The 16,342-nt window shown below is 59.3% G+C and carries 13 protein-coding genes; 10 read left to right on the top strand and 3 right to left on the bottom strand.

Annotation, left to right across the window (positions count from 1 at the left end; genetic code table 11):
• Positions 1-433: 433 nt before the first annotated feature.
• Positions 434-1,111 (top strand): GntR family transcriptional regulator, encoded by a 678-nt coding sequence (locus QHC67_RS17485; protein ID WP_319296236.1) that lies wholly within the window; start codon positions 434-436, stop codon positions 1,109-1,111.
• A gap of 9 nt (positions 1,112-1,120) precedes the next feature.
• On the opposite strand, the gene QHC67_RS17480 is transcribed toward QHC67_RS17485, so the two are convergent.
• The gene (locus QHC67_RS17480) at positions 1,121-2,863 is read right to left on the bottom strand and encodes an FAD-dependent monooxygenase (protein ID WP_319296234.1); all 1,743 of its coding nucleotides are present in this window, start codon (positions 2,861-2,863) and stop codon (positions 1,121-1,123) included.
• Between the two features lie 271 nt (positions 2,864-3,134).
• On the opposite strand from QHC67_RS17480, the gene QHC67_RS17475 reads away from it, so the two are divergent.
• The 7 genes from QHC67_RS17475 to QHC67_RS17445 all read left to right on the top strand — a co-directional run bounded on the left by QHC67_RS17475 (position 3,135) and on the right by QHC67_RS17445 (position 13,077).
• Entirely contained in the window at positions 3,135-3,833 is a 699-nt protein-coding gene (locus QHC67_RS17475; RefSeq protein ID WP_319296232.1) for a GntR family transcriptional regulator, read from the top strand.
• A 255-nt stretch (positions 3,834-4,088) separates the two neighbouring features.
• On the top strand, positions 4,089-5,243 hold the full coding sequence (locus QHC67_RS17470; RefSeq protein WP_319296230.1) for a cupin domain-containing protein: 1,155 nt from the start codon (positions 4,089-4,091) through the stop codon (positions 5,241-5,243).
• A 62-nt stretch (positions 5,244-5,305) separates the two neighbouring features.
• A complete protein-coding gene (locus QHC67_RS17465) occupies positions 5,306-6,283 on the top strand; it encodes a fumarylacetoacetate hydrolase family protein (RefSeq protein WP_319296228.1) in 978 nt (325 codons plus the stop codon).
• Positions 6,284-6,379: 96 nt separating this feature from the next.
• Positions 6,380-7,141 carry an enoyl-CoA hydratase gene (locus tag QHC67_RS17460; protein ID WP_319296226.1) on the top strand — a complete coding sequence of 254 codons (762 nt, stop codon included), beginning with the start codon at positions 6,380-6,382 and terminating at the stop codon, positions 7,139-7,141.
• Complete coding sequence (locus QHC67_RS17455; protein WP_319296241.1) at positions 7,141-8,892, top strand: 2-oxoadipate dioxygenase/decarboxylase family protein; 1,752 nt, start codon at positions 7,141-7,143, stop codon at positions 8,890-8,892. The genes QHC67_RS17460 and QHC67_RS17455 overlap by 1 nt, the downstream gene beginning before the upstream one ends.
• A complete protein-coding gene (locus QHC67_RS17450; protein ID WP_319296224.1) occupies positions 8,892-11,870 on the top strand; it encodes an FAD-binding and (Fe-S)-binding domain-containing protein in 2,979 nt (992 codons plus the stop codon). Before QHC67_RS17455 ends, QHC67_RS17450 begins: the two co-directional genes overlap by 1 nt.
• Entirely contained in the window at positions 11,863-13,077 is a 1,215-nt protein-coding gene (locus QHC67_RS17445; protein ID WP_319296222.1) for a cytochrome P450, read from the top strand. The genes QHC67_RS17450 and QHC67_RS17445 overlap by 8 nt, the downstream gene beginning before the upstream one ends.
• A gap of 344 nt (positions 13,078-13,421) precedes the next feature.
• On the opposite strand, the gene QHC67_RS17440 is transcribed toward QHC67_RS17445, so the two are convergent.
• Both QHC67_RS17440 and QHC67_RS17435 read right to left on the bottom strand, forming a co-directional pair.
• Positions 13,422-14,606, bottom strand: coding sequence for an acetyl-CoA C-acyltransferase (locus QHC67_RS17440; RefSeq protein ID WP_319296239.1), 1,185 nt, complete (start codon positions 14,604-14,606; stop codon positions 13,422-13,424).
• A complete protein-coding gene (locus tag QHC67_RS17435) occupies positions 14,606-15,670 on the bottom strand; it encodes a 3-hydroxyacyl-CoA dehydrogenase (protein ID WP_319296220.1) in 1,065 nt (354 codons plus the stop codon). Before QHC67_RS17435 ends, QHC67_RS17440 begins: the two co-directional genes overlap by 1 nt.
• An 81-nt stretch (positions 15,671-15,751) precedes the next feature.
• Here QHC67_RS17435 and tnpA point away from each other — a divergent pair, with 81 nt between their 5' ends.
• Complete coding sequence (tnpA, locus tag QHC67_RS17430; RefSeq protein ID WP_319296218.1) at positions 15,752-16,171, top strand: IS66-like element accessory protein TnpA; 420 nt, start codon at positions 15,752-15,754, stop codon at positions 16,169-16,171.
• On the top strand, positions 16,168-16,342 hold a 175-nt coding region (gene tnpB, locus QHC67_RS17425; protein ID WP_319296238.1), incomplete at its 3' end, for an IS66 family insertion sequence element accessory protein TnpB. The genes tnpA and tnpB, both read left to right, overlap by 4 nt.

The raw sequence follows: 16,342 nt of genomic DNA, 5'->3' as shown, positions 1-16,342 counted from the left end.
CTTCAAATGACCGACGTCAAACTGTCGAAGTCCTCAGATCGATCCCCGAACGACCCTATTTCCGCACCCTGTTAAGTTGAAGAAGGGAGGAGTGCCTTGCGGAGAATCCGTTGAAAAGATGCGCCACCGGGATCGGCAGTGATGTTCCTTCTCATTCATGCCGCGCGGGACTGTCCTACGACTGGCGTGTCATCAAAGGCGCGGCTTGCCGCCGACCAGCAGCGAACATCAACGCACCCCGGCTGCGACGTGACGATCCCGCTCTTGCAAAAGTGAGGGCTTTTGGTTTGTCCGTCGACAACCGGAGGACATGTAGGTAGCAGTCGCTGGCAGGTCGAATCCTCAAGCAGTGAGGCGATCCGGAGATGATCGCCGCCCTTTGGGCAAGTTTGCGGATCCTTCTTGAGGAGTAGGTGGCATTCCAGACGATCACATGAGCGCCGGCGTGGGGACGCAAGAAGGCAATGAACGCAGCGTCGCGGACACGATTGTAAGAGATGTGGTCCGCGGATTATATGAAGAGCGCTACCGTCCGGGACAGCGGTTATTCGAAGCGCGTCTGACCGAGACTTACGGCGTCAGCCGAGGACCTGTCCGGGAAGCCCTCAACAAGCTGGCGGCGATCGGCGTCGTCGATCTCACGATGCAGCGTGGCGCTCGCGTCAAGATGCTTAACGTCAATGAGGCGCTGGATACTCTCGTCGTGGCACAAGCGCTGGTTGCGCTCGCGGCGCGCCTGGCGGCGCAGAATATTGACGCACCGGGTGCCCGGGTGATGATGGAAGCCGCGGCGGACAAGCTCGCAAGCTTTGACCCGGCGAGCACCGGCCCGGATTTCGCACTGGCGCGCAGCGGCTTTTACCGCACGCTCGCCATTATCGCGAACAATGACCAGCTCAAGCTGGTCTTACCGAGCGTGCGGATTCACATAATTCGCGTTCAGTTCAGGTCGTTTCTACAGGAGATCGACGCGCGTCGGCACATCGACTATCGGCAAATTGCGAAGGCGGTTCTAGCGGGCCAGGACGGGGCGGCCGAACATGCGGTACGCACACACTTCGCCCGAGCCATCAATGCACTAGGCGCATTTCGGGGAAGAGCGTCGAGTTAGTCCGCGCGGCTATGCTGGCCGATCGAGGATCTGACGCAAGGCCGCTTCGAGATCGACTTCTGGGGTGCTGGAGGCTGCGAGTGCGCGCCATGCCACGAACCGGTCCGGACGAACCAAGATCGCCCCATGGTCGCCGATTTCACGCGCTCGCTTCCAGTCTCCATTCACGTCGTCATAGGCGCAACGCAGCCCGACTTCGCGGACAGGAAGTTCGATGCCGAGACGCGTCGCGACTTGCTCAGCCGCCTGCTTCCACGGCGTTCCACCGACGCCGACCAACAAAGAGAAGTTGCCGTGCCCGGTAATGTCTAGCGTTGAGAGTTGCTTGCCATCATGCTCGACCCATGCGTGCGGCAACGGGGCGCCGCTGTGGCTGGTCGGCCGATAGTGCAGTTCAGGGTCGCCCAAAGGCTCAGGGAACGGTCCTGACTCGGCGATGACGGCACCGGAGGCATAACGCTGGCCAAGATCGACACCCAGCGCATTAGACCTGTAGTCTTGCAGCTTGACCGCTTTTTCCAACACATCCCGACGCTCGGACGCGCCAGGTTCGTCCGAATAGAGCGACCTGATAGCCTCCCAGCCATCAGCTTCTGATTGGCCTTCCGTGAATCCAAGCGCACTGACGAGGGCGGCCGTGTTCTCGAAGCTTACGTTTGCGCGGCTCACCACATGCGCTCCGACCGGCTGCCGCTCTGCCGAGTAACTGTCGAGCAGACCGGGGCCTGCCTTGCCTCGCAGGACATAGGCCAATTTCCAAGCGAGATTGAACGCGTCCTGTACCGACGTATTGGTACCAAGACCACCCGCCGGCGGATGCCGATGCGCCGCATCGCCGGAGATGAACACGCTGCCATTTCGGTAGTTGGTCGCCACGACATTATTGACCTGCCATGAGCCGATCGACTTCACCTTGATCGGAACGTCGCCATCGTCGATTGTCAGGCGTGCCCTATCAATGACTTCCGCTTCGGAAGGCAGCACATCTGGATCACTCCACGGTTGTACCATCAGCCACTCTGTAAAAGGCTTGACGCAGGCCCAACTCGCTGTGCCGAACCACTGCTCATGTCCCGGTCGACCAATCCAATATAGAACGCCAGGTCGGTGCTCAACGTAGCGCGTGAGATCGACTTCGAGCCAACTGGTGACCATGTTGCGAAGCCCCGGTTCACCGACAAAGCTGAAGCCGAGCTTTTCCGCTACGGTCGAACGTCCTCCATCGGCGCCGATAGCGTAGCGCGCGCGAACGATGAGTTCTTCGCCTGTATCACGCTCGACGATGCGTGCGGTGACCAAATCGGCCGTCTGACTGATCTCGACCAGTTCATAGCCGTATCGAACATCGGCGCCCTGCTCGATCACTGCGTCGCGAAGAATGGGTTCCATTACGTGCTGCTGGCAGTTTATCGGAGGGCATGGGCTCGCCAAGGCATATTCCGAAAGACGGTCAGGTCCAGTCCCATAGCTGCGGTACCGCGCAATCTCCAGTCCAGCGAGTGACGTCGCGAGCACGTTGTGGCTTAAATAGGAAAGCGGCCAGCCAGCAGAGCGTATCCGCTCCTCGATCCCGAGATCTTTGAACACCTCCAGCGTCCGCTGATTGGTAATGTGCGCCCGCGGCGTGTTAGCCGGACCGCGATACTTGGAAATCGCCATAACCTTCACGCCGTGCCGGGCCAGTGCAAGTGCAGCAGTCAGTCCGGATGGGCCAGCTCCGACCACCAGAACCTCAACTTCAATTTCAGTCATAATCTCTCCGCGGCAGCTTCGTTCGATTGTCGCACTATATGGTCCTACAATATATCCTAACGCAAGTTCGTTGACTAGTGATATTTAGGCGGACCGCGCAACGGGGCTGGACGGACCCGTCGGACGCGGACAAAATTTAGCAATTGCGCGGGCGGTCGTTCCAGTGTCAGTGACCACGGGATTTCAGGCCCGTAGCTCGCCAGCATTGGGCGCCAGTGACGAAAAGGGTGACGAATTGATCAGAGTAGGAGCATCGGGGTATGAGCCGCCCGTGCAAGCCGAACCATCAACTGATGGGCAGGATGCGGGCATTACCGAAAAAACAGGTTCGGTTAATATGATTGTTTCCGAAATACTTCGGGGATTATATGATGGCAGGTACGTCCCCGGGCAGAAACTTGTGGAGAGCGACCTGACAAAGCGGTTCGGTGTCGGTCGGGGCACGGTTCGCGAGGCTCTTCAGCGACTTGAGGCTGAAGGATTGACCACAGCAAGCTTGCATCGTGGCGCGCGCATTCGCAGCTTTACGCGTGATGGCGTACGCGATCTATTGGAAATCACCGAGGCTATTGCCGGCCTCACCGGTCGGCTAGCTGCAGAACGCTCAAGGTCGACCGAGGATCTGACTGAATTGCGAGGATCGATAGAGGAGCTGTCCCGCCTGATCGAAGCCGGGGAAACGTTCGCGTCGGCGCAACTCCGCTTTTCAATACTTCACGCAATTGCCGCGCTCGCGTGCAACCAGGAGTTATTTCGATTGATGCCGCGCTATGATGCTTCGGTCGTCCGCGCACAATTCCGGGTCGTCTTCGACGCCAAGGGAGCACGGGCAGAACTCGAACAGTTCCGCAAGGTGCTTGACTATATTCTCGCGCGTGACGGGGATGGCGCTGAACTGACTATGAGAAAATTCGTCCGCAGGACGGCCGTAGCAATCCAGCACCTGCCAGACGAGTATTTCGATCATTAAATGATACAAATTTGTCCGATGTTTTAGCGGGCGGCGGCACTCAACAATGCTCTTCGAGCCATAAGGTTGCCGAACCCTGCAGAGCATTGGCGTGGAGTGACATACGTTCGGCGACAGCCTCAGCTAGAACGTTACACCGCTTGAGCGCACGTTTTCAATAAGTTACTTTCAAGGGCCGCATCAAAGTCAGTCTCAGTTGCCAAGTGCATCCTGTTTTGTTATTGTCCTACAAGTTTGTTAGACATAGGAGAACGTATGCCGACGCCTGATCCTGTCTCTAATGCACGCGTGGATTCATTGCTCGGGGCGGATCGCCCGCCCATCGAAGCTGTGGTGTGTGGATTATCTGATCTCAACTCGTTGCGAGCAGCTTGGAGCAAGGCGGAGGCGGTCCCAGTCATCGTGCCGAGCACCGGAGACATTGCCTCGACGGGCTGGGCCGGTTTCGATATCCACACACTTCTTCGGAGCGAACAGGCAGCCGGACGCTTCACCGCGCATCGTTTTACCTTGGCGCCCGGCACTGGGATCGCCCCGCACTACCACGCCGATGCTCACACCTATATCGTTCTGACAGGAGGCGAGGCGGAGCTGCAGATTGGCAGGCTTGTTGAGAACGTCGGCCCCTACACGCTGGGGTATGCCCCTCCCCTTACTCGACATGGGTTCCGCAATCGATCCAATCGCCCGTCCGACCTTATCTTGGTGCATGCACCAGCGGGCGCGGACCTTGCCTTCAAGGCGGCCGCCGAACATTGGCGCGAAACTGGCGACGCTGGCGAAAAGGTCTACCAAGAAATTCTGGGTAGGTTTGGATTTAACTTCGACGATGTCGTGCTGGCAAATGATGCGCTCACCAATCAGCTATTGCCGCCATTTGAGTTTGAATTTTCAGGCGAGGGCGACCTCGATCGCGTTCGCGAGATGTTCGAACGTCGGCCCGGTATTCCGCGGTTAGTAACGATCACGACCGAACAGATGAGCGACAAACCGACAGGGACGACCTACCGCAACGAAGTGATCCGTGGCGACGATACTGCTGGCCACGGCATGATCAACTTCCTTGCAGGCGGGCCCGGAATGAATGCACCGCCGCATTATCAGCCCACGGAAGACGAATTTTTCTTTATCCTCGACGGATCGCTTCAGATGACGTGCGCAGGCGCGACGATTGACCTGGAGCCCGGCGCAATGGTGTTTTGCCCGCGCAACTGCACCCACGGGTTTGTAAACGTTAACGAATCAACGGACTCCCGTTTTTTCACGCTCAATGCGCCCGCCGGACATGAGCGCGCGATGGAAGCGGTTCGCAAACTTCTTAAGAATGGTGGCAAACCGGAAGAGATCGATCGTCTGTCGCAGGCTGGCGGGTTCATATTCAAGCGTCTCCCGAAAAACGGCAAAAGCTAACCCCACCGTCCTACCCCCTATTTGTCTGCAGCTGCTTGGGTTGCCCTCACGGAGATATCCTGATGAAATTAGCGATTTTCGGAAGCGAAGCTCGTCTCGGGGCCATCGTCGGCGATCAGATTCTGGACCTGGAGCGCGCAGCTGGAATCGATAAGCTGGCCCCGGAAAAAGGGCAAATTTTCCGCGCTTTGATCGATTTGATCGAATCCGGGAATGAAGGCCTAGACCTTGCAGACCTACTTATCGAGAAGTTCGGACGGTCCGATCGGGTTGGCCTTCTCACACCGCTTGCCACAGCCACGCTTCACGCACCTTTTCCAGGGCGCAGATTGGCCATGGCAGGCAACAACTTTGCCCACCATGTCGCAGACGCCTTCACCAACTTCGGGAAGCCTATAACCGCGAGCGAAGTCTACGAGAAATCACGTCAGGGTGAGGCAGGCGGTTTCTGGGTCGTCTCACCACCGGTTGGACCCGGTTCTGCTGTCCCTATTCCCAATGGAGCAGACGGGGTAAACGGCCTCTTCGATTTCGAAGGCGAACTCGCCGTGATCCTGGGCAAGGGAGGCAAGGGCCTCGACGCCGACCAGTGGTCCGACAGAATATGGGGTTCCACACTGGTAATCGACTGGAGCCTTCGCCGCCATGATATTTTTGCCAACCAACGAGCGTTTTACGGCCACAAAGTCTTCGACGGGGGAAAGTCGATCGGGCCCTGGATCAACGTTGGAGAGGTAGACCCCACCGACTGTGACATAGAGACGTGGGTAAACGGCGTGTTGCGCCAGCGGTTCAACACCGCCGACATGATCTTCGGCTTCGGTGAGATATTTGCCCAGATTTCCACCGATTTCACCCTCTTGCCCGGTGACATGCTCGGCAGCGGAACTGGCCCGGGTACGGCAGCGGACAAGTCGGTGCCTGGTGCCGATGGATTGCTGCCGTTGGACCTGTTCCTCACGCCTGGAGACGTAGTGGAGGTCAAGGCGAATGGCTTGGGCACGCTTAGGGGTAGAGTCGCGCCGCCCTCGGGCAAATGAGGGAGGCAGATCGATTTCACGATTGTATCGTGTCCTACAATATCGTACAACAATAGAAAATAAGGTGTGTGGATGATGGATGTAGGCACGGTTATCTTGGATCTTGATGGTCCAGTGGCGCAGATCACTATATCGAACGAAGCCCGCCGCAACGCCATGTCACTCGCGATGTGGCAGCAGCTTGGCGAGCAGCTATCACAGCTTGGTGACGACGTGCGCTGCCTCGTCCTACAAGGCGCCGGCGACAAGGCGTTCGTTGCTGGGGCCGACATTTCGGAATTCCGCGGAAGCCGGCGCTCTCCTGTCGACGTTGAGCATTATGACGGATGCGCGGAAGCCGCCATGAATGCCCTTCATGATTTATCCATTCCGACAATTGCCAAGATTTCCGGTTTTTGCATCGGCGGCGGCATGGCGCTTGCACTTTGCTGCGATGTACGGCTCGCCGAAATAGGCAGCCAGTTTGCGATACCCGCAGCGCGTCTCGGCCTGGGTTATGGAGCGACAAACATCAAGCACCTCCTTGACGCAGTGAGCGTGCCGGTCGCGACCGACATGTTGGTCAGCGCCCGGCGTTTTTCGGCAGAAGAGGCGCTTCAAATGGGTTTGGTCAATCGGATTTATCCGCCGGACCAGTTTGCGGCCCAGGTCGGCCGCTACGTCGCCGATATTGCGCGAAATGCACCGCTGACCGTTCAGGCCGCAAAGCGCACCATTCGCGAACTCACAAAAATCCGGCCCGACGCCGATCTTGCGCTGTGCAAGGATCTGATCGCCGCTTGTTTCGCGAGCGAAGACTATCTCGAGGGAATGACCGCTTTCGCCGAGAAGCGCGAGCCACAGTTCAAAGGCCGTTGATGATGTCAAATCTGCCGTTCTCCCACCTTCGAATTCTCGACCTGTCACGCGTTCGTGCAGGACCGACCTGCGTGAAGTTCTTCGGAGATTTCGGCGCGGACGTGATCAAGGTCGAACGAACCGATGGCGGAGGGGATCCGATGGGCGATAACCGTCATTCGTCCGACTATGTCAACGCACAACGAAACAAGCGCGGGATTACGGTCAACCTAAAGTCGCCTGAAGGCATTGCGGTGATCAAGAAGCTCGCTGAGACCGCGGATGTTGTTGTCGAGAACTTTCGCCCCGACGTCAAATTTCGGCTTGGCATCGATTACGAGAGCCTGGCGGCGATCAACCCCAGGATCATCTACACGTCGATTTCCGCCTTTGGCGAAACCGGCCCCTATCGAAAGCGGCCCGGCTTCGACCTGATCGCCCAAGGGATGGGCGGCCTGATGTGGCTTACGGGCGAGGCCGGACAAGGCCCGATGCGCATCGGCATGTCGCCGGCCGACATGTCCGCAGGCGTGTTCGCGGCGTTAGGAACGGTGATCGCGCTGATTGAGCGCGAACAGTCGGGAAAAGGTCAATGGGTACAGACCAACCTGCTGTCGTCACAGATCATGATGCTCGACTATCAGGCCATGTCCTGGCTAATGGACAAGCGTGTGCCGCAGCAGCGGGGCAATGATCATCCCCAAATTGTGCCGACCGGCGTGTACAAATCAAGCGACGGCTATTTCACGCTCTCAACGGTCGGTAATGAGAGTTATCACCGACTTTGTCATGCAATAGGGGCACCTGAACTGACTAATGACGAGCGATTTCTGACAGCAACGCTGCGCGAGCAGAACCGTGATGCGATGAATGCGCTGATCGAGCATTATGAGAATGTCGGCGGGCTGGATGCCACCGAGGCCCAGCGCTTCGTCACCGCTGCCGTGGAGACGTTCAGATGGCAGAATGACGCGCTGGTTGACGCAGAAACCTATTCGAAGCTCCAGAATGTGCATCGCCTCGTGGCGGATATTGTCTGTTTCAAGGGCCCGCATATCAACCATCTGACACCACGGACGCTGGACATCGACGCCGCGCAATCGGAGATGGAACGGCGCGGCATAGGAGCAAAGTCGGTCATCGAAGGTCCGCCGCGGCGACGCGTGCCAATCTTGCTGCGGCAAACCAGCTTCAAGGCGCTAGAGGAAAGCATCTCCTTCCAAGGAACTGATGGCCGGGAAGTGGGCAGCCACACGGCGAGGTTCGGCGAGATCGAACAGCGCGGCGCGGCACTGACGCCGCGTGGGCGAGCCCTTTATGACGAGTTATTAGAAAAAGCGCGCACCGGGCCAACGGAGACTGGTGAGACTCATGATCGAAAAATGGCTGCGGCGTTCGCCGGTTTTCCGGATGATGAGGTGTCGTTGCGGGAGATGGACCTGGCATATTTTCGTTACAAGCTCGTCGACGGCGCGCGCGCTTCCGCCGGAACTTTCGACCTGCCGGCGCTGATTGCCGCAGGCGCAGTTGAGGCGCATCCTATTACCTATGAGGATTTCCTTCCGGTCAGCGCTGCAGGGATATTCCAGTCGAATCTCGGCGGCGAGGAGCAGCCCGCCTATTCAGCGGCCGCTGCGCAGGCATCGTTTGAGGCAGCGCTGGGCGCTACAGTCTCCGATCCGTTTGAGCTGTACGCGAGCATGCAGGATCAATCACTCGCAGAGCTCAGGAACGAATTGGCGTCTTACACAGTGAACAGTCCCGAAGTCTGATGACAGCAGCGGTTCTTCATGACGCCGTAATCGACGAGTTCAGAGCACGGCTGCAAGCGGCCGGGTTCGAAGGGGATATGGAATTCAGTCTTGGCGCACGCGAAGTCGCCTCGACCGACAATTCCATCTATCAGGTAAGGCCGCGGGCGATCGTATACCCGCGCACGGGCTCAGACGTGAACCGGATCGTCAGGGCAGCCGCCGACGTAGAAGGCGCGGTGATCGAACTGTGCCCGCGTGGCGGCAACACCGGGACGAACGGCCAGTCGCTGAGCGAAGGCGTGATAGTCGATTTCGCGAGATACATGACACGCGTTTTAGCTTTGGACGTCGATGCAGCCGGTGGCACGGTCCTCGTCGAGCCTGGCGTGGTGCTCGACCAGCTCAATGCGTTGCTGGCTAACCACGGGCTGTTCTTTCCCCCCATGGTCTCTACCGCAAGCCGCGCGACCATCGGAGGTATGATTGCAACCGATGCGTCGGGTAAGGGCTCGCGTCGCTACGGCAAAACGTCGGATTATGTTGAGGAACTCGAGGTCGTCCTGGCCAACGGGGACGACTGGACCGCCGCAGCGATGCCCATCGGCGAAGCGCGGACATTAGGCGCTCGCGCAGATGTGATCGGCGACATTCACCGTGAGGCGATGCGCATCGTAACCGACCATCGGGAAGAGATTGGTCGCGTCTTTCCCAAAATGAACCGCGGCCTCACCGGCTACAATCTCGAAAAGACGATCGACATCAATGCCGATCGGTTCTCGCTCACACCTATTCTGTCGGGTTCGGAAGGCACGCTCGCCATCACCAAGGCTGCGCGCCTGCGTGTGATCCCCATCCCCAGTACCAAGGCACTCGCAGTGTTGCGATACGCCAGCTTCGACGGGGGCCTGCGCGATGTCGAGCGGCTACTGGCTACCGATCCGGTCGCTGTCGAAATTCTTGACGACAATGTTGTCAAGGTGGCGCGAACCGATATCATCTGGAACGGCATTAGCGAGGTACTGGGTGAAAATCGGGACGTCCCGGTTCGCGCTATCAGCTTTGTCGAATATTCCGGCAGTCCCGACGAGGTGGCAAACGGCCTTGGAAGGCTGGAGGAGGCGGCATCGCAATCCGCGCCTTCGCTCATTGATTCCAAGATTGTGCGAGATCCCGGTTTGATCCGGCGGCTCTGGACGCTCCGCGAAAAGGCTGTCGGGCTGCTCGCCCGGCTGGGTGGCGGACGGCAGGGCATCCCATTCGTTGAGGATACGGCGGTCCCACCGGATCGGCTTGCCGACTATGTTTCGGATTTTCGCGCCTTGCTCGACGCACATGGCATGACGTACGGCATGTTCGGGCATGCGGATGTCGGTTGCCTTCATGTGCGCCCGTTCCTCGACCTCAAAGACCCCCAACAGGCATCGGTGATCCGGCCTGTCTCCGATGGCGTGGCGAAGCTGACCAAATCCTACGGCGGATTGTTATGGGGGGAGCACGGCCGGGGCTTCCGCGGCGAATATTCCCCCTTCTTCTTTGGCGAAACGCTCTACCCCGAGTTGGTTGCGCTGAAACGCGCATTCGATCCGCTCAACATGCTCAACCCCGGCAAGCTCGCCTCTTCCGATCCTCGACGACAGGTTGATCGCATTGACCAGATCCCGTTGCGCGGAGAACACGACCGGCTGATCGGCGAGCGGGAAATGCAGGCATTCGATCGTGCGGTCGCCTGCAACGGCAATGGCGCGTGCTTCTCGTGGGATCAGCTTGATCTAATGTGTCCATCCTACAAGGCGACACGCGATCGGGCACAGTCTCCCAAGGGGCGTGCAGCGCTGCTGCGCGGGTGGGCCCGGGCCACCGCAGAAGGCAAGGATGAAGAGGCGGCGCAGCTTGAAGCGGCGGCGGCGGCATCGCTTTCCACTTGCCTGTCGTGCAAAGCCTGTACAACGCTTTGTCCGGTCAACGTCGATGTCCCGACCATGAAGTCGCGCTTTCTCGAGCGCTACTATTCACGCCGTCGCAGACCGATCCGGCATTTGCTGCTTGCGCAGCTTGAGCCGCTGCTTACGTTCGGAAGAAGAGTGCCGCGGCTCAGCAATCTGGTCGCGCACAATCCACTGAGCGAAAAGGTAGAGCGACTACTCGGCTTCGTCGATCTACCACGTTTCGCTCCTTCGCCCCGCGGCGCCACTGACCGTATCCGCGTCACGCATGAAGGGAACGCAGCCGATGCCAGCGCACCATTGTGCGATGTGCTGCTGGTCGAAGATAGCTTCACGTCGACGTTTGAGGGCTCGCTCGTCGAAGCCGCCCATACGCTGTTGACCGCGCTCGGCTATCGCGTTCGGCGCCTCCCCGCCAGAGCCAATGGCAAAGCGTTGTATGTGCTCGGCCTGCGCAATCGCTTTGCTAAAATTGCACGCGATCAGGCGGACAGCCTAAAACATTTTTCCGATCGTGGCTGGAGGCTGGTGGGCCTGGATGCGGCGACCAGCCTGATGTTCGAGCAAGAATATCGCGAATTTGCACCCCATGCTCCCATCGTATCCGGCATCGAGCAACTCCTGATAGAAGATATCGCAGCCGGGCGTCTCAAGGGAGGAATCGCCTCTTCTCCAGCGGCCTTCCGGCTGTTCGGCCATTGCTCCGAGCAAGCACTTCGTCCGCAGGCATTGGACAATTGGCGTACGATCTTCGCGCATTTCGGCTTGGAATGCGAGGCCGTTCGGACAGGGTGCTGCGGCATGGCCGGCATGTTCGGCCATGAAGTAGAGCATCAATCAATTTCCAAGCGACTGTACGATCTCAGCTGGCGCGAGCGGATCGAACACGCTCCCACCATCGCACTGGCTACCGGCTTCTCCTGCCGCTGCCAGGTCAAGCGGCTTTCGGGAGACATTATTCTGCATCCGCTCGGGGCGCTGCTCGGTGCCGTGCAGGCAGCTTATAACACTGGCGATAATACGCCCGAGGGAAAGGACTGCCACCTTGACTGACACTGATACGATGACGCAGGAGTATCCGGTCTACGAGCATGACCTCTTCGCCGAAGACGCGCTCCTCAATCCGTTTCCGCACTATGCGGCGCTTCGCGAGCTTGGCCCGGTCGTCCGGCTCCGCGAACCCGACGTACTGGCGCTCAGCCGCTTTCAGGATGTCACCAACGCCCTTCAGTCACCCGATATACTGATTTCCGGTGAAGGAACCGGGTTTAACCGCTTCATCAATCAAAAAGTGCCCGAACCTGGCGTTCTTAATTCTGATGGCGAACGCCACCGCCGTATGCGCTTGCCGCTGATGAAGCACCTCTCGCCGGTCGCGTTGAAGCCGATGCGCGAGCGGCTGCGGACCTTGATCGACGAACAGATCGACACGTTGGTGGGCGCGCCCACGTTTGATGCGATCACGAATATCGCCTATCATCTGCCGGTCGAAGTCGTCTCTGAACTGGTCGGCCTGCCGGCAGAGGACCGGATGAAGATGATCCGCTGGGCGACAGCCAGCTTCAACGTCCTGGGCGTGATCGAAAAGGACGGCGAAATGATCCCGGAACTTAAGGAGGATCTCGAGTCCGCCATGGAAGTCATCGGCTATCTGCGCGATCTGGACCCCGACACGCTGAGGCCCGGTTCGTGGTCGGCCGAATTATTCCAGCAGGTGCGAGAAAAGGGGATGTCTCTGGCCGATGCGCGCGTGAGCCTGCGTGCGTTCGTGCTGCCAAGCCTTGATACCACGATCAATGCGATGGGAAATCTGCTCGACAATCTGGCGCGGCATCCTGATCAATATGAGCTGCTACGCAACGACCCGTCGCTCATCCCAAGCGCAGTTTTTGAAGGTATGCGTCATACCTCGATCCTGCGGTGGTTCTCGCGCTTTGCGGCCGCTGATTATGTATCAGGCGACGTGTTTATCCCAAAGGGAGAACGCGTAATGATCCTCTTCGGAGCCGCAAACCGCGACGCGCGAAAATACCCGGACCCCGATCTTTTCGACGTCACACGCAACCCGGCCGATCAGCTGAGCTGGAGCGCCGGACCTCATTTATGCGCAGGCAAGCATCTCGCGCGGATGGAGATGGAGGTCATGCTCGAAGCACTGGTGAACAAGGTCGCACGGATCGAGGCCGACGAGCCGGTCCGGTTGCGGAACCGTGGGGTGTACGGGATCAAAGAGCTACCGATGCGTCTCTTTGCCGCCTGACAGACGTGGCCATCAATCAAAGCGTCGTGCTTCACTCGCAAAACGCGCTGACCGCAGACCACGAATGTTCGAGATTCGCGCGTGAGCTAAGGCATCGCCATCGGCGCGACAAGGCGCCACTAACGGCAATAGACCGACCTATTGCGTAAGACCTACAGCCCAGCCCAGGTTACGTTCCGCAAGTGTTGACGATCGCGCATCGCGATGACGTCCTCATACATGGCTATGATCGGACGTGATCAATATTTGGCATCCCTGATCTAAAAGGCCTTCCACGGCTGCGGCCCTCATCCTTCTAGTTCGTCGGTAGATCGGACCAGCAAGGCAGCAAACAGCACCGGCCACTAGATGATTTCAAACAGCGCTGCTGCGCCCATGCCGCCGCCAACGCACATGGTTACGACCACATACCGCTCATTGCGCCGCCTGCCCTCGATCAGCGCGTGCCCGACCGCGCGTGATCCCGTCATGCCGTAGGGATGGCCAATGGAGATGCCGCCGCCGTCGACATTGTAACGGGCCGGATCGATGCCCAGCTTGTCGCGACAATAGATCGCCTGACACGCGAACGCCTCGTTCAAATCCCAGATGCCAATGTCATCGATGCGCAGGCCATGCTGCTTCAGCAATTTGGGGATAGCAAAGACCGGACCGATGCCCATTTCTTCAGGAGCGCAGCCTGCTACCGCAAGTCCGCGATACAGCCCCAAAGGCGCTAATCCGCTACGCTCTGCGAGCGCGCGCTCCATCAGGACGCACGCCGAAGCGCCGTCTGACAATTGACTGGCATTGCCTGCGGTTACCGTGCCGCCTTCCAGCACCGGCTTCAATGCAGCGAGACTCTCGATCGTCGTCTCAGGGCGGTTCCCCTCGTCCTGCTCGAGCAATACGTCGTGATAGCTGGTCTCCCGCGTCGCCCTGTCGGTGACTGCCTTGACTGATCGCAAAGGCACAATTTCCGCGTAAAACCGGCCTGCCGCTTGGGCAGCAGCAGTCCGCCGCTGGGATTCGAACGCATATTCGTCCTGTGCTTCGCGCGTGATACCATATTTGCGCGCAACGAACTCGGCCGTCTCCAGCATTGGCATATACGCATGTGCGACACGTGAGACGACCTCAGGATCCTGCTCGCGAGATGCCCATTCGAAATAGGGAGTCTGAATTGCAGAGATGTTCTCCTGGCCTCCGCCGACAACCACGTCCATCCCATCGACGATAATCTGCTTGGCGGCCGCGGCAATCGCTACCAATCCCGACGAGCATTGGCGGTCGACTGTCTGAGCGGGTACACCGATGCCGAGTCCGGCGGCCAGCGCGCCGCTTCGGGCGACGTTCATGCCCGCAGTCCCGGCTGCAAGGACTGTACCGATCACCACGTCTTCAACGCGTTGCGGATCGATGCCGGCGCGCTCAACGGCATGGGCGATGGCATGACCCACCAGTGATGGCGACTTGATGTTATTGAACGCGCCGCGATAGGCCTTGCCGATCGGCGTGCGCGCGGTCGATACGATGACGGCTTCGCGCATCATGAATCCTGACTTGTTAAGGGTTGTGATGCAGGGAGATGTTCCGCGAGCGACGTGGCGCTCGCAGCGGCCTTCTCGAGCAGGGGAGATACCGTCCAATAGCCATAGTCGTTGCCGCGCACCTCCGAATAATGACGCATTCTCTCCACGATACGCGACAGGCCCATGGTCTCAGCCCAGAACATCGGCCCGCCAGTGTGCTTGGGAAAGCCATAGCCAAAGGTCCACACGACATCGATGTCACCTGGTCGGTACGCAATTCCCTCTTCGAGAATCTTGCAGCCCTCATTGACGAGCGGGTAAAGCAAGCGCTCGACGATTTCGCTCGCTTCTATATTGCTGCGCTGCTCAATCCCCGACCGTTCCGCGAGGAGTCGTACTAACCGCTCAACCTTCGGGTCCGGTATCGGAGTGCGGCCATCGTACTCGTAATATCCGGCCCCGGCCTTCTGTCCATGGCGTCCCACCTTGTACAACTCGTCGACGATCGCTCGGTAAGTCGGATCGCGGGGTCCCTGCCCCGACTTTTTCCATTCGATGACCGTTTTCGCACCGACATCGACGCCAGCCATATCGAGCATGCGACAAGGCCCCATTGCCATACCCATGGCTTCGATGGCGCCGTCGATCTGCGCGGGTGTTGCGCCCTCCAGCAGCAGGAACTCGGCTTCCCGCATGTACACTTCGGCCATGCGGTTTCCGATAAATCCGTAGCAGACTCCCGACACCACCGGCACCTTGCCGATACGGCCAGCGAGGTCGAGCACGGACGCCAGCACGGCGGAATCGGTTTTGGCGCCACGAACGACCTCAAGCAGTTTCATGACGTTTGCAGGGCTAAAGAAATGCATGCCGACCATTGCCGACGGCTTACCGCTGGCCTGGGCCAGGACATCCACGTCCAGCGTAGAGGTATTGGTTGCGATTACCGCCCCCTCGCGCGCAAGGCTGCCCAACTTTGCGCACACCTGTTTCTTAAGTTCGAGATCCTCGAACACCGCTTCGATCAACAGGTCGCAATCAGCCAGCACATCATAGGTCAGAGCTCCGGAAAGCATCGCCATGCGATCGTAACCGTGTCCTGAAGGCCGCCTTGCGGGAAGCTGCTGGGGGATGCTGATAGCGGCTCTTTGCGAGGAGCGGTGATGAGCGAGGATTTCGGAGCGTCGGGAGCGAGTGCTCTTACGACCGGTCATATGAGTGATCGTATGAGCAGTCGGATCGAGGTCGTGGGTGGCCGCCGTCGCTGGTCGGTGGATCAGAAGCTGTCGATCCTGCGCGAGGCGTTCGGCCCTGACGGCTCGGTCTCGGCAACGTGCCAGCGACACGCGGTCGGCAGTGGGATGCTCTATACGTGGCGCCGGCAGGCACTGGCGGGCGACCTGACGGGAGCGAAGCGCACGCCGACGCCGTCGTTCGCCGAGGTCGAGGTATCTGTGCCTAGCGCGGCGTTGGCAGGCAGCGGCCAGATCGGGATCGAGCTGCCGTCGGGCGTGCGGCTCACCGTCGACGCGGCGGTCGACGCCGATGCGCTGGCACGGGTGATGTCCGTCCTTGCCCGATGATCCCGTTACCACCGACGACACGCATCTATCTGGCCTGCGGCGCCACCGATATGCGCAAGGGGTTCGATGGGCTCGCGGTGCTGGTGCAGCAGGTGCTGGAGAAGAGTCCGCACTCGGGCGCGCTGTTCGCGTTCCGCGGCAAGCGCGGCGATCTGGTCAAGCTGCTCTGGT

Origin of the sequence: Sphingobium sp., assembly GCF_033795625.1 — a bacterium.
In the GTDB taxonomy this organism is placed as follows: domain Bacteria; phylum Pseudomonadota; class Alphaproteobacteria; order Sphingomonadales; family Sphingomonadaceae; genus Sphingobium.
This window is presented reverse-complemented; position numbering and strand designations above follow the sequence as displayed.